The sequence below is a fragment of the Pseudonocardia adelaidensis genome (assembly GCF_039543345.1).
In the GTDB taxonomy this organism is placed as follows: Bacteria; Actinomycetota; Actinomycetes; order Mycobacteriales; family Pseudonocardiaceae; genus Pseudonocardia; species Pseudonocardia adelaidensis.
In genome coordinates this window covers 55,857-77,972 of the sequence record NZ_BAABJO010000043.1, presented here as the reverse complement: position 1 = coordinate 77,972, position 22,116 = coordinate 55,857, and the positions used below count along the sequence as shown (strand labels likewise).

The following is a 22,116-nucleotide window of genomic DNA, read 5'->3' as shown; positions in this document are numbered from 1 at the left end:
GGCCCGAAGGGCAGGGGGGCGGGAAAGTCACAGGGGGCGGGCCCGAAGGGCAGGGGGGCGGGAAAGTCACAGGGGGCGGGCCCGAAGGGCACGGGGGCGGGAAAGTCACAGGGGGCGGGCCCGAAGGGCACGGGGGCGGGAAAGTCACAGGGGGCGGGAAAGTCGCAGTTCGGGCGATCGGCAACGTCGACCCGTTCTCCGGTGCCGCGGTGCTCTCGCGCGGCATCGTGGGCGACCGGGGCGGGGTGCCCGTCGTCGCGTCCCCGGTCTACAAGCAGGCGTTCAGCCTGGTCACCGGGGAGTGCCTGGACGATCCGGGCGCCCGCGTGCCCGTGTACCCCGTCCGGATCGCCGACGGGTGGCTGCAGGTCGGACTCCCGTGACCGCAGCAGTGAGCGCCACCGTCGCCGCGGTGCCACCCCTTGCCGGGTTCACCGTCGGCGTCACCGCCGCCCGCCGGGCCGACGAGCTGGCCACGATGCTGGAGCGGCGGGGCGCCGTGGTGCAGCAGGGCGCCGCGCTGCGGATCGTGCCGGTCGCCGACGACACGCAGCTCGCCGACGCGACCCGCGCGCTCATCGCCCGCCCTCCGGACGTCACCGTGGCCACCACCGGTATCGGGTTCCGCGGGTGGGTCGAGGCCGCCGACGGCTGGGGGATCGGCGAGGACCTGCTCGCCGCGCTCGGGTCCGGCACCCTGCTCGCCCGCGGCCCGAAGGCCCGCGGCGCGATCCGCGCGTCCGGGCTCGTGGACGCCTGGTCGCCGCCGTCCGAGTCGTCCGCGGAGGTGCTCGACCACCTGCTCGACGCCGGCGTCGACGGGCTGCGCATCGCCGTCCAGCTGCACGGTGAGCCGTTGCCGGACGTCGTCGACGCGCTGCGGATGGCAGGTGCCGAGGTGGTCGAGGTGCCGGTGTACCGCTGGCTGCCACCGCTGGACCTCGGCCCGCTGGACCGGCTGATCGACGCCGTGCTCTGCGGCGGGATCGACGTGCTCGCCTTCACCAGCGCGCCCGCCGCGGCGAGCCTGCTGGCCCGCGCCGGCCGCCGCGGCGTGCGCGGTCCGCTGCTGGACGCGCTGCGCGGGCCGGTGCTCGCCCTGTGCGTCGGGCCCGTCACCGCGGCCCCGCTGGAGGCGGTGGACGTCCCGACCATGCAGCCGCAGCGCTCCCGGCTGGGCGCGATGGTGCGGCAGCTGGAGGCCGAGCTGCCGGCGAGGGCACGCCGGTTGCCGGTGGCGGGCCACGTGCTGGAGCTGCGCGGGCACGCCGTGCTCGTCGACGGGGAGCTGCGCAGCGTGGCGCCGGCGGGGATGGCGTTGCTGCGGGTGCTCGCGCGCAGGCCGGGCCGGGTCGTCCCGCGTGCCGAGCTGCTGCGGGCACTGCCCGGCGGCAGCGGTGACGAGCACGCGGTCGAGACCGGGATGGCCCGGCTGCGCACCGCCCTCGGGCGGCCGAAGCTCGTGCAGACCGTCGTCAAGCGGGGCTACCGGCTGGCGCTGGACCCGGGTGCGGGCCCCGTGCCGACCGGCGGCCACTGCGTGCACGGGAGCCTGCGATGAGGACCCGGGCCGCGGGGGGAAACCTGCTGCTCGTGGCGCACGGGACGCGGGACCCGGCGGGCGCGGTCGTGACGGAGCGGATTGCGGCGCTTGCCCACCGGCGGCTCGGGGTGCCGGTGCGCGCCTGCTACGCCGACGTCCGCGGCCCCACCCCGGCCGAGGCGCTCGCGGACCTGCCCGGCCCGACCGTCGTCGTGCCCGCGTTCCTCGCCACCGGCTACCACGTGCGCTTCGACGTGCCCGAGCAGCTGCGCGCGACCGGGCGGCTCGACGTCGTGCTCGCCCGGGCGTTCGGCCCGGACCCCGCGCTGGTCGCGGCGGCCGCCGACCGGCTCGCTGAGGCCGGCTCCGGGCCCGACGACGGGGTGGTGCTCGCCGTGGCGGCATCGAACGACCCGCGGGCGCGCGCCGACGGCGCCCGGGCCGCCCGGCGCTTGGGGCTGCTGCTCGGCCGGCCCGTGATGCTCGCCCCGATCGTGCTCGGCGACCCGAGGGTCGCTTGCGGGACCGAGCATCGGCGCCGGCCGGGTGTCCGCGACGTGGTGGCCCGGCTGCGTGCGGAAGGGGCCCGCCGGGTGGCCGTCGCCTCGTGGCTGCTGGCGCCCGGGCTGTTCCAGCGCAACCTGGAACGCTGCGGCGCCGACGCGGTGGCCGCCCCGCTGGCCGACCACCCCGCGGTGCTCACGGTCCTGGCCGACCGGTACGCGGGCGCCCTCGCCGCCCAGGCCCGCCCCGCCTGACCCCGGGAGTGGAGAGGAGTGCTCAGGCACTCGTATCCACTCACGACCTCCGCGGGGACCGGCGGGGGAGACGGCCGTCGACCAGCAGGACCCCCTCCGCCCGCAGGCGGGCGCTCTGTTCCTGCGCGATGTGCGGGGCACACGTGCCGTCGGCGCGCAGCACCCGGTGCCAGGGCAGGTCGTGTCCGTCCTCGGCGAGGATCCGGCCCACCAGGCGGGCCGACCGCAGCCCGCACCGGTCCGCGATCTCCCCGTAGCTCGCGGTCTCCCCGGGCGGGATCGCGCGGACGGCGGCGCGCACCCGCTCGACGGTCTCCTCGTCCACGCCCGGCCTCGTCAGGTCGTGAGGAACGCGCGCACCAGCTGCGCGACCTCGGCGGTCTTCTCCAGGAACAGCATGTGGCCCGCGTCGACCTCGGTGACGGTGAGCGCGTCGTCCAGCTCGGCGCGGCACGCCGCCACCCACGTGGGGTCGACGAAGTCGGCCTTGACGGCCGGCAGCAGCAACGTGCGGGTGCCGGCGGGCGGGGTCACCGCGGGCCGGGCCATCTCGCTCCAGGCGACGACGGCGGCGGAGCGGCAGTAGCGGTAGCGCAGCCGGTCGCCGTCGGCGACGAGGTGCTCGGCGAGCTCGGCCTCGACGCGCTCGGCGGCGACGCCCTCCCAGCGCTGTGCGCGGTCGGCGCGGGCGGCGTCGAGGTCGGGGAACGACTCGTCGGGCCGTGTCGCCTCGGCCTGCTCCAGCATGCGCTGGGTGTCGAGCCCGAGCGCCGGGTCGAGCAGCACCAGCCGCTCCACGCGGCCGGGCGCGGTGCGGGCGAGGTGCACGGCGATCGCGCCGCCGAACGAGTGCCCGATCACCGGGACGCGGTCCAGGCCGAGCCCGTCCAGCACGCCCAGGACGTCGGCGACGTGCTGTTCGATGTGCCACGGCGGGGTCCACGGGGAGCGGCCGTGGCCGCGCAGGTCGACGGCGTGCACCCGGACGCCGGGCAGTCCCTCGGCGAGCACGCGGTAGCGCGCACCGTGCCCGGTGACGCCGTGCATCGCGAGCACCGGCCGCCCGTCGGCGGGCCCGAACGCGTGGACGTGGAGGGGGAGCTCGGTCACGCCCCGATCCTGCCAGGCGGGCGGGGGAGCTGTCGGGGGTACGTGGTTGCATCGTCGCGTGCTCCGCTCCGAGGCCCGTCCCGACCGCACCGCGCTGGCGCCCGGGCTGGTGCGGCGCCCGCGGGCGGCGGCCACCGAGCCGGAGTGGCACCCGGCTGCGCGGCGGGTGCTCGAGCACAGCGCGGGGCCGCTGCGGGTGGTCGGCGGGCCGGGCACGGGCAAGACCACGGTCCTGCTGGCCGCCGTGGCGCGGCGGATCAGGGCGGGGGACGACCCGGAGCGCACGCTCGTGCTGGTGGGCAGCAGGAGGGCCGCGGGGGAGCTGCGGGAGCGGATCGTCGACCTGGCGCACGATCCGGAGGCCGCGCGCACCACGCGTGAGCCGCTGGTCCGCACCGTGCACTCCTACGCGTTCGGGGTGCTGCGGCTGCACGCCGTGCGCAACGGCGATCCGCCACCGCGGCTGCTCGCGAGCGCCGAGCAGGACGCCGTGGTGCGCGACCTGCTCGGCGGGGAGCTCGCGGGTCCGGAGCACGGCGGGGTGCCCGACTCGGGCTGGGGCGAGCGGCTGCGCCCTGCCCTGGGTCTGCCGGGGTTCGCCGCCGAGTTGCGCGAGCTGTTGCTGCGGGCGGCGGAGCGGGGCCTTGGCCCCGACGACCTCGCCGAGCTGGGCCGTCGCCACGACGTGCCCGAGTGGGTGGCGTCGGGCCGGTTCTTCCGCACGTACGAACACGTCATCCTGCTGCGCGGCGCCGCGGGCCGCGGGGCCCCGCAGGCCACCGCCCCCGCGTTGGACGCCGCCGAGCTCGTGGCCGCCGCGCTCGACGCCCTCGCCGCCGACCGGGAGCTGCTCGCGGCCGAGCGCGAGCGCGTGCGCCACCTCGTCGTCGACGATGCGCAGGACCTCGACCCGCAGCAGATGGCGCTGGTGCGGGTGCTCGGGGCCACGGCGCAGACGGTGCTGCTCGCCGGCGACCCCGACCAGGCCGTCCTCAACTTCCGGGGCGCCGACCCGGAGGGGCTGCGGGCCGTGGAGGCGCCCACGGTGGTGCTGCCCGTCGACCACCGGGGCGCGCCCGAGGTCCGGGAGGCAGTCGCCCGGCTGGCCGCCCGGCTGCCCGGCAGCGGTCCCGGCCGGGAGCGCGCGGCGCCGCCGGACGAGCCGGGGCACGCCGGCGACGTGCAGGTCAAGGTGTTCGGCTCCGCGGCGCAGGAGGCCGGGTGGATCGCCGACCAGCTGCGGCGGGCCCGCCTGAACCGGGGCGTTCCGTGGTCGCGGATGGCGGTGCTCGCCCGTTCCACCCGCCGCACGCTGCCCACGCTGCGGCGCGCTCTGCTGGCCGCGGGCGTGCCCATCGCCGCGCCGCCCGACGAGCTCCCGCTCGCCCGCCAGCCCGCGGTCGTCCCGCTGCTCCTCGTGCTGCGCTGCGCCACCCGGCCGGACGAGATCGACGCCGACGCCGCGGGCGCGCTGCTCACGTCGTCGCTGGGCTCCGCCGACCCGATGCGCATGCGCAGGCTGCGCCGCGGGCTGCTGCGGCTGCACGCCGGCACCCGGCCGGCGGGCGAGGCCGAGGACACCGAGCGCGCGGGCAGCGACCCGTTGCTGGTCCAGGCGCTGCGGGCGGCGGCGCTCGGCAGGCCCGACCCGCTCGTCGCGCTCCCCCCGCACGAGACGGCGCCGCTGCGGCGGGTGGGCACGCTGCTCGCGATCGCCGGCGACGCCGCCCGCGACGGCGAGAGCGCGGAAGAGGTCCTCTGGCGGGTCTGGCAGGCCAGCGGGCTGGGCCCGCGGTGGCGCGACGCGAGCGGCCGCGGCGGTCCGGTGGGCGCCGCCGCCGACCGGGACCTCGACGCCGTGCTCGCGCTCTTCGACGCGGCCGCCCGCTATGCCGACCGCTTGCCGGGGGCGGCCGTCGCGAGCTTCGTCGAGTACCTCGCCGACCAGCAGCTGCCGGGCGACTCCCTCGCGCCGCGCGCCCCGCAGGGCGATGCCGTCTCGCTGCTCACGGCGCACGCGGCGCGGGGACGCGAGTGGGACGTCGTCGCCGTGCCCGCGGTGCAGGAGGGCAGCTGGCCGGACCTGCGGCTGAGGGGCAGCCTCCTGGGCAACGAGCGGCTGGTCGACCTGGTGGCCGGGGTGGCCGAACCGGCCGGGGCCACCGTGTCGCGGGTGGCGCCGCTGCTCGCCGAGGAGCGGCGCCTGTTCTACGTGGCGTGCTCGCGGGCGCGCCACACCCTGCTCGTGAGCGCGGTGCAGGGCGAGGACGAGCAGCCGTCGCGGTTCCTCGACGAGCTCGACCCGGTGCCGGCCACCAGCGCCGACCGCCCGGTCCACCGGCCCGGTCGCTCGCTCGTGCTCGCCGAGCTGGTCGGGGAGCTGCGCCGGGTGGTGTGCGCGCCCGCCGACGACGCCGCGGGTGAGCAGCGCAGGCGCCGCGCCGCGGCACAGCTTGCGCGGTTGGCGGAGGCGGGCGTGCCCGGTGCCCACCCCGACGACTGGTACGGGCTCGCACCCGTCTCCACCGACGCCCCGCTGCGTGCGCCGGGCGAGGTCGTCCCCGTCTCGCCGTCGGACGTGGAGAAGATCGTCCGGTGCCCGCTGCGCTGGGTGCTGGAGCGCCACGGCGGGTCCGAGGTGGGCGCGCTGGCGGCGGTCACCGGGTCGCTGGTGCACGCGCTGGTGCAGGCCGGCGCCGCCGGGGCCGACCGGGAGGAGCTGGAGGGGGCGCTGCGCTCGGCGTGGGCGCGGCTCGACGCGGGCGCGCCGTGGTTCGGCCGCCGGGAGCTCGAACGGGTGCGGGGCATGCTGGCCGCGTTCGACGAGTGGGTGCGCACCAGCCGGGCCGAGGGGCTGCGGCTCGTGGCCGTCGAGCAGCCCGTGCAGCTCGACCTGGCGGGCGACGAGCCGGGCGAGCTGGGCGAGCGCGCCGGGCGCTCCGGCGGGCCGTGGTTGCGGGTCCGCGGCCGCGTCGACCGGCTGGAGGTCGACGCCGAGGGCAGGCCGGTCGTGATCGACGTGAAGACGGGCAAGACGGCGATCAGCGCCCGGGCGGCGGCCGAGCACCCGCAGCTGGCCGTCTACCAGCTCGCGGCGGCGCTGGGGGCCTTCGGCACGCTGCTCGAGCCGGGAGCGAAGCCCGGCGGTGCCCGGCTGGTCTACGTGGCCGACCAGAAGGCGAGCGGCCAGGCCAAGGAACCGGCACAGCCCCCGCTCGACGACGAGGAGCTGGCCGGTTGGGAGAATGTCGTGCGGCAGTGCGCCGAGGACACCTCCGACGCCCACTTCGTCGCCCGGGTCGGCCCCGACTGCGACCGCTGCCCGGTGCGCACCAGCTGCCCGCTGAGCGCATCGGGCCGACCGGTCCCCGACGCATAGAGCCGTACGCCGCACAGCGCAACCCAGAGTGCACACGGGATAGCCGGAACGGGCGAGCGTGTCCCGGGGAGGGCGTTCTGTCCGGTTACCCCCACGCGGTAACGTCATCTCCGTACGCCGGCGCTCCCCGAACGGCTCCCCCACCGGTGTACAGGTCGAGGAGGCGAGCATGTCCCGGGTTGCGGGGCGGCTGCGATCGTTGCTGGTCTGCGCCGCGATGTTGCTGGCCGCAGGCTGCGCCGGCGTGACCGGTTCCGCCGAGCCGGATCTGCTGCACGCGCTGCCCGAACCGGCGCCCCCGCCCACCGCGGTGCCCGACCCGCCCCCCGGTGGCGGCTCGTCGAGCACGGGCCGGGACGCCTCGGGCGTCGACTGGCGGCCGGTCAACAGCTACGACTTCGACGGGTCCACCCTCGATCCCAAGGCCTGGAGCCGCTACAACAGCGTCGGCGGTTTCGGCAACGGGTTCCGCCGCCCTTCGGCGATCACCGTCGAGAACGGCCTGCTGCGGATCACCGCGCGCGGCAACGTGTCCGGCGGGATGGGGTACGAGCGCGACCAGCTGTACGGGCGCTGGGAGTTCCGGGCCCGCACCGAGAAGGGGCGCGGCCGCGGGGCGGCGATGCTGCTCTGGCCGCAGACCGAGAACAAGGACGACGGCGAGCTGGACATGATGGAGGTGCCGCGGGAGGACCGCGGGGAAGCCCACTTCGTCATCCACTTCTCGGCGCAGAACAAGCAGGCCGGCACGAAGATCACCGGCGATTTCAGCCAGTGGCACACGTTCGCCATGGAGTGGCTGCCCAACCGGATCACGTGGTTCGTCGACGGGGTCAAGCAGTTCGAGACCTTCGACAAGAACGTGATCCCGAAGGTGCCGATGCACATGACGATGCAGCTCGACATGGGGCCCTACCGGGAGTGGATCCCGGCGCCGGACGCGACCACGCCGGCGGAGGTCAGCCTGGAGGTCGACTGGGTGAAGATCTTCGCCGCCCCGCGGGACGTCCGGGGCTGACCTCGGGTAGGAACTCCGGGGTGGAGCTCACCCCCGCGGCGCTGGCCACCGCGCTCGGCCTGCCGGCGCCCACCGACGAGCAGGCCGCGGTGATCGCCGCGCCGCCGGGGCCCGCGCTCGTCGTCGCGGGGGCGGGGGCGGGCAAGACCGAGACGATGGCCGCGCGCGTGGTGTGGCTCGTCGCCACCGGCCAGGTGCTGCCCGAGCAGGTGCTGGGCCTGACGTTCACGCGCAAGGCCGCCCAGCAGCTCGGCAACCGGGTCCGGGCGCGGCTGCGCCGCCTGGCCGGCACCCGGCTCCTCGACGAGCTGGACCCGAGCGGTCGCCGCCGCGTCGACGTGCTCGCCGGCGAGCCGACGATCGCCACCTACCACGCCTACGCGGGCCGCCTGGTCGGCGAGCACGCGCTGCGGCTGCCGGCAGAGCCCGCCGCCCGGCTGCTGGGGCAGACCGCGTCGTGGCAGCTCGCCCACCGCGTCATCACGACGTGGGCCGCGGACCTCGACGTCGACCTCGTGCCGGCCACCGTCACCGAGCGGCTGCTCGCGCTGGCCGGCGAGCTCGGCGAGCACCTCGTCGACCCCGAAGCGGTGCGCCGGCACGCCGACGCGCTGGTCGCCGTGCTCGCCGCGGCGCCGCCCGGCAAGCGGCAGCGCGCGGAGCCGTCGCAGACCTACAAGCGGTGGATGGACGCCCAGCGCCAGCGGCAGGCGTTCCTGCCGCTCGTCGAGGCGTTCGCGGCGCGCAAGCGGGCGGAGCGGGCCGTCGACTTCGGCGACCAGCTGACGATCGCGGCGCGGGTGGCCGCCGAGCACCCGGAGGTCGGCGCCACCGAGCGCGCCACGTACCGGGCGGTGCTGCTCGACGAGTACCAGGACACCGGGCACGCGCAGCGGGTGCTGCTGCGGTCGCTCTTCGGCACGCCGCCCGGGGAACCGGTCCGTCCCGATGACCCCACCGTCACAGCCGTGGGCGACCCGAACCAGTCGATCTACGGCTGGCGTGGCGCCAGCGCGGGGAACCTGGCCCGCTTCCGCACCGACTTCCCCGCCCCGGACGGCGGCCCGGCACCCGAGTACGGCCTGCTCACGAGCTTCCGCAACCCGCCGGAGGTGCTGGCGCTCGCCAACGCGGCGTCGGCTCCCTTGCGCAGCGCGCCGGGCGCGGTGGGGGTCGGCGAGCTGACGGCCGGGCCCGGGACCCGCGCCGGGGACGTGCGGGTCGCGCTGCTGCCGGACGTGGCCGCCGAGATCGCGTGGATGGCCGACGCGATCGCGGAGCGGTGGAACGCCGCCGCGTGCAGCGACAGCGTAGAGCGCATCAGCGCGGACGAGCCGCCCACGTCGGCCGTGCTGGTGCGCCGCCGCGCCGACATGGACCCGATCGCCACCGCGCTGCGCGAGCGCGGCCTACCCGTCGAGGTCGTCGGCCTCGGCGGGCTGCTCGACACCCCCGAGGTGCGCGACCTCGTCAGCGCGCTGCGGCTGGTGGCCGACCCACTGGCGGGCCCGGCCGCCGTCCGGTTGCTCACCGGCGCGCGGTGGCGGCTCGGTGTCGCCGACCTCGCCGCGCTGTGGCAGCGGGCCCGCGAGATCGTGCCGGCGCTCCCGCCGCGGACGGGGCCGCTCTCGCCTGCCGAGCTGGCCCACGGCGCGCTGCCCGGCGAGCAGGCCGAGCAGGCGGGCCTCGTCGACGCCCTCGACGACCCCGGCGAGCCCGAGCGCTACTCGCCGCAGGGCTACGCGCGGATCACGCGGCTGGCGAGGGAGCTGGGCTGGCTGCGTTCCCGGGCGTCGGCCCCGCTCACCGACCTGGTGGCCGACGCCGAGCGCGTGCTGCTGCTCGACACGGAGAGCGTCGCGCGTCCCGGCCCCGTCGGGAGGGCGCACCTGGACGCGTTCGCGGACGTGGTGGCCGACTTCGCGGCGGGCGCCGAGGTGGCCACGCTCCCGGCGCTGCTGGACTTCCTCGAAACGGCCGAGCGCGCGGAGGACGGGCTCACGCCCGGCGAGGTCGAGGTGGCGCCCGACCGCGTTCAGGTGCTCACCGTGCACGCCGCGAAGGGCCTCGAATGGGAGGTCGTGGCCATCCCGCACCTGGTGACGCACGTCTTCCCGGGCCGCAAGCTCAGTGGCACCTGGCTCACCAACCCGGTCGAGCTGCCGGTGGCGCTGCGCGGGGACGCCGACGACCTGCCCGCCCTGGACCTGCCGTCGGGCTCACCCGACCGCAAGCAGCTCGAGGACGCGATCAAGGCCCACTCCGATGCGCTCGACGAGCGGCGGCTCGCCGAGGAGCGCCGGCTGTTCTACGTCGCGCTCACCCGTGCCGAGCACGTCCTGCTCGTGTCCGGGCACCGGTGGGGGCCGGCGGGGGAGCGGCCGAAGCAGCCATCGGAGTTCCTGGTCGAGATCGCGGCCGTGCACGGCGCCGAGCGGTGGGCGGAGGAGCCCGGGCCCGACGACGTGAACCCGGCGACGCTCGAGCAGCCCAGCGCGCTGTGGCCCGTCGACCCGCTCGGCGCGCGGTCGACGGACGTGCACGCCGGTGCCCAGCTCGTGCGGACGGCGTTGCGAGACCTCTCCGAGCGGCGCGCGGCGCAGGCCGAGGCGGCCGCGGAACCGGGCGGCCAGATGGAGCTGCTGGCGCCCGAACCGGCGGGCGAGCCCGACGACCCGGAACCGGACGGCCCCGGGTCGGGCGACCCGGAGGGGTGGGCCGCCGACGTGGACGTGCTGCTCGCCGAGCGGGCCGCGGCCCGCGCCCGGCCCGCGGTTGCGCTGCCGGTGCAGCTGTCGGTGAGCCAGCTCGTCGAGCTGGCGGCCGACCCCGCCGCCCTCGCCACCGGACTGCGCCGCCCGCTGCCGCTGCCGCCCAACCCGCACGCCCGCCGCGGCACCGCCTTCCACGCCTGGCTGGAGCAGCGATTCGGCGCCGCGCAGCTGCTCGACCTGGACGAGCTGCCGGGCGCGGCCGACGAGGGCGCCGCCTCCGACGACGCGCTCGAGGAGCTGCAAGAGGCGTTCCTCGCGAGCGAGTGGGCCGACCGGCGTCCGGTGGAGGCCGAGGTGCCGTTCGAGACGGTCATCGCGGGGGTGGGTGTTCGCGGGCGGATGGACTCCGTCTTCGCCGACCCCGACGGGGGCTGGACGGTGGTCGACTGGAAGACCGGTGCGCTCCCCGAGGACGAGCGTGTCCCCGCGCTCGCCGTGCAGCTGGCGGCCTACCGGCTCGCCTGGGCCGCGCTCGCCGGCTGCGAGCCCGAACGGGTGCGCGCGGCGTTCCACTACGTGCGCCAGGACGTCACGCTCCGCCCTGCCGACCTGCTCGACGCCGGCGGCCTGCGCGCGCTCCTGGCCTCCGTTCCGCTGGCCGGTTGATCTGGAACGAAACAGTGATCCTGCACCTTGCGGTCCACTAATCTGCATCGCAGAATAGAGATATTCCCCCTGAAGGCTTCAGCTTCGAGGAGATCGACTTGAGCCTTGCGAACGTGTGGTTGCAGCTGCTCGACGGCAGTCTGGTCCGCGCCGACCAGGTCACCGAGATCACCGTGCACCAGACGCCCGAGATCGCCGGCAAGCCCTCGCGGTGGCTGCTCGACGTCGCCGTCGCCGTGCCCGTCGGCAGCGGGGACCCGAGCGGCTGGCGCACCGGGCCGCTGCACCGGACCCTCGCCCAGACCGGCCGGTGCCCCCGCGAGGCATCGGCCACGCTGGCCCGGCTGCTCGCCCAGCTCGACGCCGTCGACGCCGCGGGCATCCTGCGCGCCGACGTCTCGCGGGTGAACGCGGCCCCGCACCCGGAGCGCACGGCGGCGGCAGGCGAGGTCCACTTCGGGTTCACCGCCTTCACCGGCGCCGGTGGGCCGTCGATGCCCTCGGTGGCCGACGGGGACATGCGGGAGCTGACCGCCCGCGAGACGGCTTCCAGCGGCGCGCGATGAGCCCCCGCTGATCGGGCCCGACCGATACCGGCCGACCGGTCCGCCCCTCGAGGCACCGGAAGGCCGAGGACTCCGCTCGCACGCAGCACGACAGCAGGAGGCAGATGACCGGATCCGCCAGGACGACGAACGGAAGAGATCGGTGACGAACAACCTGGGCAGGCTGGACGACGAGGACTTCCCCACGGTCGCCATGGGGCAGGCCGCGGAGCTGCTCGGCGTCCAGCCCGCCTTCCTACGCAGCCTCGACAACGCGGGTGTGCTGCAGCCGTACCGCACCGGCGGCGGGCACCGCCGCTACTCCCGCCGCCAGCTCGATCTCGCGGCGCGGCTGCGCGAGCTGCTCGACGCCGGCCACTCGCTCGCCTCCGCCCGCGCCATCTGCGGGCTCGAGGACGAGCTGCGGGCGAGCGACGCCCGCCGGCAGGCATCCGACGACGCGCTGCGCGAGCGCGACGTCGAGCTCCGCCGCACCCGCGCCGAGCTGCACGACGCCCGCCGGCGGATCAGGGACCTGCGGAACCGGGATCCCGGCGAGCGGGGCAAGGGTCCGAGCACCTTCGCTCGCACCTAGCCGGTCGATTCCCATGGGCAAGACCGTGGGGTCCTTCGCGGGCGTCGCTGCGCGATCGCCGGCGCGGACCCGTGACCTCCGAGCCCTCTGCAGCCCCTACGGGTGCGCGGCGCCGCGAGGAGGCGGTCCCGCCGAGCGGGCTCGGCGCTAGTGGGACTTCCGGCTCGGGACATTGGCGTCCGAGAGGGCCGTTCGCTCCACGCGTGCGGGCGCGAGAGACGCTTTCTCGATACGAGCTCAGATCAGCTCCGCGAGCTTGGTGATCGTGTTCCAGTTGCGCGTGGTGACATCGGTGTGCAGGTGGATCCTGATGTACGGGCCGATGTCCGGCGCCGCCATGAGACCGTCGGGGCACCACTGGTAGACGGCCCGGTCACCCACGCGGGCCCGCTCCGGGTCCTGCGGCACCGGCGGATGCCCCGCGACCAGCGCCGGGTCGATCGGCCGCAGGTAGACGTGGGCCATCATCCGCGAGCCGTTGTCGGCGACGCCCGCGAAGGGGTTGCCCTCGACCACCGCCCGCAGCTCGTCGGCGGTGAGGACGGCGCAGCGCACCTGGGTGCCGAGCCGTGCGTGGATGGCGTCCTCGATCCGCCCTGCGTGTTCGACGGGGTCGGCGTTCTCGCCGGTCAGCACGACGTTGCCGCTGTTCAGGTGGGTGCGCGCCGCGGGGTAGCCCGCGTCCTCCAGCAGGGCCCGCAGGTCGGCCATGGCCACGCGCTTCGCCCGGCCGAGGTTGATCCCGCGCAGGAGCACGGCGTAGCGGGGCACGGCGGGGAGCGTACGCGCGCGCGGCGGACCGGAGGTGCAGCAAGGTGGCTTTGCTCCGGTTCAACCGGAGCAAAGCCACCTTGCTGCGGGACGGCGGCGCTACCGTGATCGCCATGAGCGCGCGGGTCGTCGTGTTCGGGGCCACCGGGTACACCGGCGCCCGCACCGCCGAGGCCTTGGTCAGCAGGGGAGTGCGGCCGGTGCTCGCGGGGCGCGACCCCGGCCGGCTCGCGGCGCTCGCGCAGCGGCTGGGCGGGCTGGAGACCGCGGTCGCGCAGGTCACGGACCGGGCGTCGGTCGCGGCACTCGTCGGCCGGGGGGACGTGCTGGTCACCACCGTCGGGCCGTTCACCGAGCTCGGTGCGCCCGCGGTCGCGGCGGCGGCCGACGCGGGCGCGGTCTACCTCGACTCGACCGGTGAGCCACCGTTCATCCGCTCGGTGCACGAGCGATGGGGTCCGGTGGCCGAGCGGTCCGGCGCGGCCCTGCTCACCGCGTTCGGCAACGACTACGTGCCCGGGGTGCTCGCCGGTGCGCTCGCCCTGCGTGCGGCGGGGGAGGGCGCCGACCGGGTGGACATCGGCTACTTCATGACGGGGCTCGGCAAGGGGCAGCCGTTCTCCCGAGGCACGCTGCGCTCGCTGGCGGGCATCGCCACCCAGCCGCTCTACGCGTGGCGCGACGGTGCGTTGCGCACCGAGCCGGCCGGGGCGCGGATGCGCACGTTCGACGTGGCAGGCCGCCCGCGGCCGGGCGTCACGATCGGGGCGAGCGAGCAGTTCGCGCTGCCGCGGATCGCGCCGGGGCTGCGCACGGTGGACGTCTACCTCGGCTGGTTCGGCCGGGCGTCCGCGGCCGTGCACGCCGGCGCTCGGATCGCGCCGCTGCTGTCCCGCGTGCCGCCCCGCGCCACGGCGACCGTGGCCGACGTGCTCACCCGCCGGGTCCCGAGCGACCCGGCGGCCCACGCTCTCGCCGGGGCGCGGTCGCACTTCATCGCCGAGGTGTTCGACGTCACCGGCACCCTGCTCGCCCGCACCCGGCTCACCGCTCCCGAGCCGTACGCGATCACCGCCGACCTGCTCGCGTGGGGCGCGCGGCGTGCTGCGGAGCACGGCGTGCACGGCAGCGGGGCGCTCGACGCGGTGGCCGCGTTCGGCCTCGACGACCTGACGGCGGGCGCGGCAGAGGCGGGGATCGTCGAGGAAAACTGACGATCTTCACCGGAACCGGGCGGTCGCCGCGCGGGGCCTGGGCCCGACGGTTACTCTCCGCGCGTGCTGACGGATCTGCGACGGAGGGACCACCGCCGGCCGCTCGCGGACCCGTCGCTGGTCGGGCTCATCCGCATGCCCGCGACGGGTGCGAGCCCCGTGGTGGCGCTGCTGCGCCGCCTGATGATCGCGCTCGGTGCGCTGGTGGCCGCCGCGCTCGTCGTCTACTTCGGCGGCGACGGGTACATCGACAACAACAGCACCACGCCGATCTCGCTCGGGGACGCGTTCTACTACGCCACGGTGTCGCTCTCCACCACCGGCTACGGCGACATCGTGCCCGTCACGCCCCAGGCGCGGCTCCTGACCACCGTGGTCATCACGCCGCTGCGGCTGCTGTTCCTCATCGTGCTGGTCGGCACCACGGTGGAACTGCTCACCGAGCGTTCCCGGCAGGCCGTTCGCATCGAGCGTTGGAGGTCCCGCGTGCGCAACCACACCGTCGTCGTCGGCTACGGCACGAAGGGTCGTGCCGCCGTCGAGACGCTGCTCGGCGACGGTGCCCAGCCCTCCGACATCGTCGTGGTCGACACCGACCGCGCCCAGCTGGACGCGGCGTCCGCGCTCGGGCTGGTGACGGTCACCGGCAACGCCACGCGGTCCAGCGTGCTGCGGATCGCGGGACTGCAGCAGGCCGCCGCGATCATCATCGCCACGAACCGGGACGACAGCGCCGTGCTGGTCACGCTCACCGCCCGCGAGCTCGCCCCCGACGTGCGGATCGTGGCAGCGGTGCGCGAGTCGGAGAACGTGCACCTGCTGCGCCAGTCCGGGGCCAACTCGGTGATCGTCTCCGCGGAGACGGCGGGCCGGCTGCTCGGCATGGCCACCACGACGCCGAGCGTCGTCGAGGTGGTGGAGGACCTGCTCACGCCGGAGGCGGGCTTCGCGATCAGCGAGCGGCCCGTGGAGGAGTCCGAGGTGGGCGGCTCGCCCCGGCACCTCGCCGACATCGTGCTCGGCGTCGTCCGGGGGGACGACCTGTACCGAGTGGACGCCTCCGCCGTCGACGCACTGGAACGCGGCGACCGGCTGCTCTACATCCGCAAGGTCACGCTGCCCGACGAAGACTGAGCTCGAAGGCCGCGCCGCGGCCGGACGGCGGGTCGACGCAGCGCAGGTCGCCGCCGTGGGCGCGCGCGATGCCCCGGGCGATCGCCAGCCCGAGCCCGGCGCCGCCGTCCTCGCCGCGGGCCTCGTCCAGCCGGACCAGCCGGTCGAAGATCCGCTCGCGGTCGGCGGGCGGGACGCCGGGCCCGTCGTCGGCGACGAGGACGGTGGCCGGATCACCGGCGGAGACGGTGACGGTGACGGCGCCCGGGCCCGCGTGGCGGCGGGCGTTGTCGAGCAGGTTGCCCAGCACCTGCGCGAGCCGGGACGAGTCACCGCGCACCCGGACGGGCTCGCCGCGCACCTCGACCTGCTGGCCGGGTGCCACGAGCTGGGCCCGCTCGGCCTCGCTGCGGGCGAGCTCCAGCAGGTCGACCGGCTCGTGGCGCAGCTCGAGGCCCGCGTCGAGGCGGGCGAGCACCAGCAGGTCGTCGACGAGCCGGCCCGCACGGCGGCTCTCCCGCAGCAGCAGCAGGTGCAGCCGCTCGCGTTCCTCCGCCGGCATGCCCGGCGCGAGCGCCGCCTCCGCGACGGCCTGCACGCCGGCGATCGGGGTGCGCAGCTCGTGCGCGGCGTCGGCGACGAACCGGCGCGTCCTGGCCTCGGACGCCCGCGCCGTCGCCTCGGCGCCCTCCAGCTCGTCGAGCATGTCGTCGAACGCCGCGGCGGTGCGGCCCAGCTCGGTGTCGGTGCGCGCGGGCGCGAGCCGCCGTCCGCGGTCGCCGCGGGTGATCGAGCGCGCCACCGCCGTCATCGCGTCGAGCGGCGCCAGCGCGACGCGCGTGGTGAGCAGCATGACGATGCCGGCCACGGCCAGCGCGGCGAGGCTCAGCACGATCAGGATGCGGCGCAGCGCCTGCTGAGCGCCGCCCACCGGCCCGCCGCTCGCCACGAGCGTGAGCCGCGAGCCGTCGGCCAGCGGCTGCTCGAGGACCTGCGGGTTGGCCGGGGCGGCGTCATCGTCGTCGTCCCACATGCCGTGGTGTCCGGCGCCCGGCGGTCTGCCGCGCCAGGGCGAACCCCACCGCTCGTCGTCGTCGGGATCCCCCGCGTACACGCGGCCGTCGGGGGCGCGGACCTCGGCGCGGATCCCCGGCGCCTCGACCCGCCGCGCCACTTCGTCGGCCGGAACGCCCTGCGCGACGAGCTGGCCGGCGAGCGTCGCACGCACGTCGAGCTGCTGGCGCAGCTCGGAACGGATCTGGGCGCTGAAGAAGACGTCGGTCAGGACGCCGACCACCAGCAGCACGGCGGCGAGCACGGTGAGGCTGAGCACCGTGACCCGGCGCCGCAGCGACACGGTGCGGAGCGGGGTCACGCCTCCGCCTCGCCGTCGGCGCGCAGGACGTAGCCGAGCCCCCGGACCGTGTGCACCAGCCGCGGCTCGCCGAGCTTGCGGCGCAGGGCGGAGACGTGCACCTCGACGAGGTTGGGGTCGTAGTCGGTGTAGCCCCACACGCGCGTGAGGATCTGCCCCTTGCTGACCACCCGGCCGCGCTGGGCGGCGAGGTAGTCCAGGAGCCGCAGCTCGGTGGCGGTGAGCTCCACCGGCACCCCGCGGCGCAGCACGGTGCCCGCCCCGGCGTCGATCACGAGGTCGCCCACCTCCACGGTGGCCGGGGTGCGTCCCATCCGGCGCAGCACCGCCGTGACCCGCGCGACCAGCTCGGCCAGCGCGAACGGCTTCACCACGTAGTCGTCGGCGCCGCCGTGCAGGCCGCGCAACCGGTCGTCCACGGCGTCGCGCGCGGTCAGCATCACCACGCCGGCATCGCTGTGCCTGCGCACGACGTCGAGCAGGGCGAAGCCGTCGCGGCCGGGCAGCATGACGTCGAGCACCACGAGGTCCGGCCGGAACGTCGCCAGGTCGTCCTCGAGGCCCCGCCCGTCCGGGCGCCCGGTGGCGCCGAACCCGGCCTCGCCGAGGGCGGCGACCACGGCGGCGCGGATCGCCTCGGCGTCCTCCACCACCAGCACGCGCGCGGTCACGCCACCCATTCTCCCGGCGCCCTGCGCGGCCGGCCTGAAGATCGGCTGAAGGTGTGGGCCGGCTTCAGGCCGCCTTCAGGAACGGGCGGCAGCGTCGGTGGGGAGTTCGAACCGGTCCCGAGGGGAGCATGCAGATGAGCACCACCGAACCACCCACGAGTGAGATCCCGCCGCGCCGCTCGTGGCGGTCCCGGCTGCGCAGCCGGGGTGCCGTGATCACCGCGGCGGTCGCGGCGCTGGTCGTGATCGGCGGCGTCACGGCAGCACTGCTGCTGCCGGACCACGACCGCGGCCGGTTCGGTCCCGGCGTCGACCGGGCGGGCTGGTCGGGCCCGCCGTGGGCCGAGGGCAGGCACGGCGGTCCCATGGGCGGCCACTGGGGTGACGACGACGACCGTTTCGAGGGCCAGGGCGGCCCCCGCGGCTTCGGCTCCGGGAACGAGCCGGTGGTCACCGGCACCGTCGCGTCGGTGGCGAACGGCTCGATCGTCGTGACCGTCGACGGGGCGGGCCAGCGCACCATCCGCACCGACGGGGACACCAGGGTGCGCGGCTCCGGGAACAGCGGGCTGGGCGACCTGCAGGTCGGCGAGCGCGTGGTGGTCGAGGTCGCGGGCACCGGCGACGCCGCGACCGCGGAGTCGATCTGGGTGCCGCAGGCGAGCGTCGCCGGCACGGTCACCGCGCTCGGCGGGGACACCGCCATCGTGACCTCGGTGGAGGGCCTCACCGTCACCGTGAACACCGCGGCGCTGTCCCAGAAGCCCGCCGTCGGCGACGTCGTGGTCCTCACCGGCACCGCCGACGGCGGCACGATCCGCGCCGACGGGATCAGGGTGTTGCCCAAGGCCTCCTGAGGATCACGGGCGCGCGATCAACGCACTGGGATCTGCGAGCACCCCCTGCACCACGGCGGTCGCGGCGCCGCGCAGCGCCGCTTCCGGGCCGAGCGTGGAGAACCGCACCTCCACGCCGGCCCGCGAGAAGACCCTGGCCGCGAGCTCGGCGCGCACCGCGTCCAGCAGCGCGGGACCGCAGCGGGGGTAGCCGCCGCCCAGCACCACGGCCGGGACGTCGAGCAGGTGCACCGCGCCGGTGAGCGCGACGCCGAGCGCGCGGCCGGCCGCGCCCACCGCGTCCGGGTGGCCCGCGGCGAGCGCCTCCAGCCCGGCGACGGTCTCGAGGCACCCGCGGCCCCCGCAGTGGCACGCCCGCCCCTCCGGCTCGACGACGACGTGCCCGATCTCGCCGGCCCGCCCGCCCGCCCCGGCGAAGAGGGCACCGTCCAGCAGGATCCCGGCGCCCACGCCGATCCCGCCGGAGACGACGACCGCATCCGTCGGCCCCCCGGCCCACCGCTCCGCCAGCGCGGCGAGGTCGGCCTCGTTGCCCGCGCGCACCGGGAGGCCGTTCAGCCGGGCGCTCACCGCGGCGCCGACGGCCACGTCGACCCAGCGCGGGAGGTGCGGCGCGCGCTCCAGTACCCCGTCCGGCCCGACGACGCCGGGGAGGGCCACGGTCGCCCCCGCGATCGGGAGCCCGGCCTCGGCCACGACGTCGGCGGCGAGCGCGGCGAGCCGGGCGAGCCCGGCATCCGGGACGTCATCGCGGTGGTCCGACGGCACCGTGCGCTGCACGCGCACCTCGCCGCCGAGGTCGACGACGCACGCGCCGACCGCGTCGACGCCGACCTCCAGGCCGAGCCCGGCCGGCCCGCGCGGGTCCAGTCGCAGCGGGCTGGCGGGCCGTCCCGGACCGCCGCGCGCGGCGGCGAGCTCTGTGACGAGCCCGGCCGCGATCAACTCCTCCACCAGCGAGGACACGGTGCCGCGGGTGAGTCCCGTACGCGCCGCGACCCCGGCCCGCGACAGCGGTTCCGGCCCGGCGACCACCCCCAGCACGAGCGCGAGGTTGTGCCGCCGCACGGTGTGCTGCCCCGCGGGAGCGCTCACACCGGCCCCGACCTCACACCCCGCCGGTGGACTTCACACGGGGCCGGGCCTGTGTGACGCCCGGCCGGGACGTGTGAAGTCATCCGACGCGGTGGGCCGTGAGGTCGCGGACCTGGGCGTACCTCTCGCGGACCCCCGGGGTCGGGGTGGCCTCGAACGTCTCCGTGTCGGCCGCATCCCACACCGGGGGTGTGGCGCCGCCGGCGAGCACCCACGCCGCCTGGCGGGCCGCGCCGTCGGCCACGTACTCGCCGGGGGTCGGCCGCAGCACCGGCCGCCCGAGCACCGCCGGGGCGATCCGGGCCAGCGCCTCCGACCGCGCACCGCCGCCGATCAGGAACGCCCGCTCCACCGGCACGTCCGCGGCGACCAGCGCGTCCAGCGCGTCGGCGAGCCCGCAGAGCAGCCCCTCGACCGCCGCGCGTGCCAGGTGTGCCGGCGTGGAGCTCGCCAGGGTGAGCCCGTGCAGGGCGCCGGTGGCGTCCGGCCGGTTCGGCGTGCGCTCGCCCTCCAGGTACGGCACGAGCACCAGCCCGTCCGCGCCCGCCGGGGCCGAGAGCGCCAGCCGGGAGAGCCCGTCGTGGTCGGCGCCGACCATCCTCCCCGCCGCGTCGAGCACCCGCGCCGCGTTCAGCGTGCACACCAGCGGGAGGTGCTCCCCGGACGCCGACGCGAAGCCGGCGATGATGCCGGTCTCGTCCGCCGTGGGGGTGGGGCTGACCGCGGAGACCACCCCGGACGTCCCCACCGAGACCACGACGTCGCCGGCGGCGGCGCCGAGCCCGAGCGCGGCCCCCGCGTTGTCGCCGGCGCCGGGGCCGAGCAGCACGCCGTCCGGTGTTCGCCCGGCGGCGTCCGACGGCCCGAGCACCCGGGGCAGCCGCACGTCCGAGCGCCCGAGCGCGCGTTCGAGGAGGTCGAGCCGGTACTCCCCGGTGACGCCGGACCAGTAGCCGGTGCCGCTGGCGTCCGACCGGTCGGTGACGAGGTCGTCCAGCGAGCCGGTGCCCCGCAGCTTCCAGGTGAGCCAGTCGTGCGGCAGGCAGACAGCCGCGGTGGCGGCGGCGTGCTCGGGCTCGTGCTCGGCGAGCCAGCGCAGCTTCGTGGCGGTGAACGACGCGACCGGCACGCTGCCGGTCGCCTCGGCCCACTCCTTCGCGCCCAGCTCGGCGACGAGCGCGTCCGCCGCCCGGGCCGAGCGCGTGTCGTTCCACAGCAGCGCGGGCCGCACCACCTCGCCGGCCTCGTCGAGGCAGACCATCCCGTGCTGCTGGCCCGCCACCGCCATCGCCTCGACGCCGTCCAGCCCGCCGGCGTCGGCGATCGCGGCCTGCAGCGCCTCCCACCAGGCGGCCGGGGCCACCTCGGTGCCGTCCGGGTGGGCGGCGTGCCCCGAGCGCACGAGGGCGCCGGTGGCCGCGTCCCGGATCACGACCGTGCACGACTGGGTCGACGAGTCGACCCCCGCCACCAACCTCATCGCGCGCCTGTGACGTGTTCCAGGGCCAGCTGCGCCAGGCGCACGAAGCCGTAGCCGCGCTCGCCGGCCTTCACCGGGTCGAAGTCCTCGAACGCGGAGCGGTCGGCCTTGAGGTCGGCGACGGTCTCGCCCGGGTTCAGCGTCGGCTTCGCCAGCTCGGCCACCCCGGAGACGGCCATCGCCTCGGCCACCTCGGGGTCGGCGCGGAACGCCGCCGCGCGCTCCTTGAGGATGAGGTAGCTCTTCATGTTGGCCGCCGCCGACGCCCACACGCCGTCGATGTCCTCGGTGCGCAGCGGCTTGTAGTCGAAGTGCCGCGGGCCGTCGTAGCGCAGCCCGCTGCCGGGGGCGCCGTTCTCCAGCAGGTCGACCGTGGAGAACGCGTTGAGCAGGTCGCCGTGCCCGAAGATCAGATCCTGGTCGTACTTGATGCCGCGCTGGCCGTTCAGGTCGATGTGGAACAGCTTCCCGGCCCACAGCGCCTGCGCGATGCCCGCGGTGTAGTTGAGCCCGGCCATCTGCTCGTGGCCGACCTCCGGGTTGATGCCCACGATGTCGCCGTGCTCGAGCTCGGCGATGAACGCGAGTGCGTGGCCCGCGGTGGGCAGCAGGATGTCCCCGCGGGGCTCGTTCGGCTTCGGCTCGATCGCGAAGCGGATGCCGTAGCCCTGCTCCTTGACGTACGCGGCGAGCAGGTCGATGCCCTCGCGGTAGCGGTCGAGCGCGGCCGCGACGTCCTTGCCGGAGTCGACCTCGGCGCCCTCGCGCCCACCCCAGAACACGTAGGTGGTGGCGCCGAGCTCGGCGGCCAGGTCGAGGTTGCGGATGACCTTGCGCAGCGCGAACCGGCGCACGCCGCGGTCGTTGCTGGTGAACCCGCCGTCCTTGAACACGGGGTGGGTGAACAGGTTGGTGGTCATCATCGGGACGACCATCCCGGTCTCGTCCAGCGCGCCCTTGAACCGGGCGATGAGCCGGTCGCGCTCGGCGGCGTCGGTGCCGAACGGGATCAGGTCGTCGTCGTGGAACGTGACGCCCCACGCACCGAGCTCGGAGAGCCGGTGCACCGACTCGACGGGGTCGAGGGCCGGGCGGGTGGCCGTGCCGAACGGGTCGACGGCGGGCCAGCCGACCGTCCAGAGCCCGAAGCTGAAACGGTCCTCGCGGGTGGGCTGAGGCATGGGAGAAACCCCTTTGTTCGGCCATCGTACA

The 22,116-nt window shown here is 76.4% G+C and carries 19 protein-coding genes; 11 read left to right on the top strand and 8 right to left on the bottom strand.

What is annotated here, in order from left to right:
* The 3 genes from ABEA81_RS42835 to ABEA81_RS37625 form a co-directional block, all read left to right on the top strand.
* A partial coding sequence (locus ABEA81_RS42835; protein ID WP_425570828.1) for a nitrite reductase (NAD(P)H) small subunit occupies window positions 1-383 on the top strand: 383 nt, incomplete at its 5' end.
* A complete protein-coding gene (locus tag ABEA81_RS37630; RefSeq protein WP_345612054.1) occupies window positions 380-1,561 on the top strand; it encodes a uroporphyrinogen-III synthase in 1,182 nt (393 codons plus the stop codon). The genes ABEA81_RS42835 and ABEA81_RS37630, both read left to right, overlap by 4 nt.
* The gene (locus ABEA81_RS37625; protein ID WP_345612052.1) at window positions 1,558-2,301 is read left to right on the top strand and encodes a sirohydrochlorin chelatase; all 744 of its coding nucleotides are present in this window, start codon (window positions 1,558-1,560) and stop codon (window positions 2,299-2,301) included. Before ABEA81_RS37630 ends, ABEA81_RS37625 begins: the two co-directional genes overlap by 4 nt.
* Before the next feature lie 40 nt (window positions 2,302-2,341).
* On the opposite strand, the gene ABEA81_RS37620 is transcribed toward ABEA81_RS37625, so the two are convergent.
* Together ABEA81_RS37620 and ABEA81_RS37615 are read right to left on the bottom strand one after the other, a co-directional pair.
* On the bottom strand, window positions 2,342-2,626 hold the full coding sequence (locus tag ABEA81_RS37620; protein WP_345612050.1) for an MGMT family protein: 285 nt from the start codon (window positions 2,624-2,626) through the stop codon (window positions 2,342-2,344).
* A gap of 11 nt (window positions 2,627-2,637) precedes the next feature.
* Window positions 2,638-3,411: an alpha/beta fold hydrolase gene (locus tag ABEA81_RS37615; RefSeq protein WP_345612048.1), complete on the bottom strand. Its 774-nt coding sequence runs from the start codon at window positions 3,409-3,411 to the stop codon at window positions 2,638-2,640.
* Between the two features lie 58 nt (window positions 3,412-3,469).
* On the opposite strand from ABEA81_RS37615, the gene ABEA81_RS37610 reads away from it, so the two are divergent.
* The 5 genes from ABEA81_RS37610 (at window position 3,470) to ABEA81_RS37590 (ending at window position 12,328) form a co-directional block, all read left to right on the top strand.
* On the top strand, window positions 3,470-6,790 hold the full coding sequence (locus ABEA81_RS37610) for an ATP-dependent helicase (RefSeq protein WP_425570827.1): 3,321 nt from the start codon (window positions 3,470-3,472) through the stop codon (window positions 6,788-6,790).
* 169 nt (window positions 6,791-6,959) lie between these two features.
* Entirely contained in the window at window positions 6,960-7,808 is an 849-nt protein-coding gene (locus tag ABEA81_RS37605; RefSeq protein WP_345612046.1) for a glycoside hydrolase family 16 protein, read from the top strand.
* A gap of 20 nt (window positions 7,809-7,828) precedes the next feature.
* Entirely contained in the window at window positions 7,829-11,188 is a 3,360-nt protein-coding gene (locus ABEA81_RS37600; protein WP_345612044.1) for an ATP-dependent helicase, read from the top strand.
* Between the two features lie 98 nt (window positions 11,189-11,286).
* A complete protein-coding gene (locus ABEA81_RS37595) occupies window positions 11,287-11,754 on the top strand; it encodes a hypothetical protein (protein ID WP_345612042.1) in 468 nt (155 codons plus the stop codon).
* A gap of 142 nt (window positions 11,755-11,896) precedes the next feature.
* The gene (locus ABEA81_RS37590; protein ID WP_345612040.1) at window positions 11,897-12,328 is read left to right on the top strand and encodes a helix-turn-helix domain-containing protein; all 432 of its coding nucleotides are present in this window, start codon (window positions 11,897-11,899) and stop codon (window positions 12,326-12,328) included.
* A 237-nt stretch (window positions 12,329-12,565) separates the two neighbouring features.
* Here the strand turns inward: ABEA81_RS37590 and ABEA81_RS37585 are convergent, their stop codons facing one another.
* Complete coding sequence (locus ABEA81_RS37585) at window positions 12,566-13,099, bottom strand: DUF1697 domain-containing protein (RefSeq protein WP_345612038.1); 534 nt, start codon at window positions 13,097-13,099, stop codon at window positions 12,566-12,568.
* A gap of 113 nt (window positions 13,100-13,212) precedes the next feature.
* On the opposite strand from ABEA81_RS37585, the gene ABEA81_RS37580 reads away from it, so the two are divergent.
* Together ABEA81_RS37580 and ABEA81_RS37575 are read left to right on the top strand one after the other, a co-directional pair.
* Window positions 13,213-14,313 (top strand): saccharopine dehydrogenase family protein, encoded by a 1,101-nt coding sequence (locus tag ABEA81_RS37580; protein WP_345612036.1) that lies wholly within the window; start codon window positions 13,213-13,215, stop codon window positions 14,311-14,313.
* A gap of 135 nt (window positions 14,314-14,448) precedes the next feature.
* Complete coding sequence (locus ABEA81_RS37575; protein WP_345612060.1) at window positions 14,449-15,447, top strand: potassium channel family protein; 999 nt, start codon at window positions 14,449-14,451, stop codon at window positions 15,445-15,447.
* Here the strand turns inward: ABEA81_RS37575 and ABEA81_RS37570 are convergent.
* Together ABEA81_RS37570 and ABEA81_RS37565 are read right to left on the bottom strand one after the other, a co-directional pair.
* Window positions 15,425-16,801, bottom strand: coding sequence for a sensor histidine kinase (locus ABEA81_RS37570; RefSeq protein ID WP_345612034.1), 1,377 nt, complete (start codon window positions 16,799-16,801; stop codon window positions 15,425-15,427). The genes ABEA81_RS37575 and ABEA81_RS37570 overlap by 23 nt on opposite strands.
* The gene (locus ABEA81_RS37565) at window positions 16,798-17,481 is read right to left on the bottom strand and encodes a response regulator transcription factor (protein WP_345612033.1); all 684 of its coding nucleotides are present in this window, start codon (window positions 17,479-17,481) and stop codon (window positions 16,798-16,800) included. Before ABEA81_RS37565 ends, ABEA81_RS37570 begins: the two co-directional genes overlap by 4 nt.
* 125 nt (window positions 17,482-17,606) lie before the next feature.
* Between ABEA81_RS37565 and ABEA81_RS37560 the strand changes: the two genes are divergently transcribed.
* Window positions 17,607-18,329, top strand: a complete 723-nt coding sequence (locus tag ABEA81_RS37560; protein ID WP_345612031.1) for a hypothetical protein — start codon at window positions 17,607-17,609, stop codon at window positions 18,327-18,329.
* A 3-nt stretch (window positions 18,330-18,332) separates the two neighbouring features.
* On the opposite strand, the gene ABEA81_RS37555 is transcribed toward ABEA81_RS37560, so the two are convergent.
* The 3 genes from ABEA81_RS37555 to xylA all read right to left on the bottom strand — a co-directional run bounded on the left by ABEA81_RS37555 (window position 18,333) and on the right by xylA (window position 22,085).
* Window positions 18,333-19,424 carry an ROK family transcriptional regulator gene (locus ABEA81_RS37555; protein ID WP_345612029.1) on the bottom strand — a complete coding sequence of 364 codons (1,092 nt, stop codon included), beginning with the start codon at window positions 19,422-19,424 and terminating at the stop codon, window positions 18,333-18,335.
* A 79-nt stretch (window positions 19,425-19,503) separates the two neighbouring features.
* The gene (xylB, locus tag ABEA81_RS37550) at window positions 19,504-20,904 is read right to left on the bottom strand and encodes a xylulokinase (RefSeq protein ID WP_345612027.1); all 1,401 of its coding nucleotides are present in this window, start codon (window positions 20,902-20,904) and stop codon (window positions 19,504-19,506) included.
* Window positions 20,901-22,085, bottom strand: a complete 1,185-nt coding sequence (gene xylA, locus ABEA81_RS37545) for a xylose isomerase (protein ID WP_345612025.1) — start codon at window positions 22,083-22,085, stop codon at window positions 20,901-20,903. The genes xylB and xylA overlap by 4 nt, the downstream gene beginning before the upstream one ends.
* Window positions 22,086-22,116 lie beyond the last annotated feature (31 nt).

Coding starts and splice junctions, on each gene's coding strand:
- ABEA81_RS37625 (WP_345612052.1), top strand. CDS start 1,558: ATGAGGACCCGGGCCGCGGGGGGAAACCTGCTGCTCGTGGCGCACGGG.
- ABEA81_RS37560 (WP_345612031.1), top strand. CDS start 17,607: ATGAGCACCACCGAACCACCCACGAGTGAGATCCCGCCGCGCCGCTCG.
- xylA (WP_345612025.1), bottom strand. CDS start 22,085: ATGCCTCAGCCCACCCGCGAGGACCGTTTCAGCTTCGGGCTCTGGACG.
- xylB (WP_345612027.1), bottom strand. CDS start 20,904: ATGAGGTTGGTGGCGGGGGTCGACTCGTCGACCCAGTCGTGCACGGTC.
- ABEA81_RS37580 (WP_345612036.1), top strand. CDS start 13,213: ATGAGCGCGCGGGTCGTCGTGTTCGGGGCCACCGGGTACACCGGCGCC.
- ABEA81_RS37605 (WP_345612046.1), top strand. CDS start 6,960: ATGTCCCGGGTTGCGGGGCGGCTGCGATCGTTGCTGGTCTGCGCCGCG.
- ABEA81_RS37565 (WP_345612033.1), bottom strand. CDS start 17,481: ATGGGTGGCGTGACCGCGCGCGTGCTGGTGGTGGAGGACGCCGAGGCG.
- ABEA81_RS37575 (WP_345612060.1), top strand. CDS start 14,449: ATGCCCGCGACGGGTGCGAGCCCCGTGGTGGCGCTGCTGCGCCGCCTG.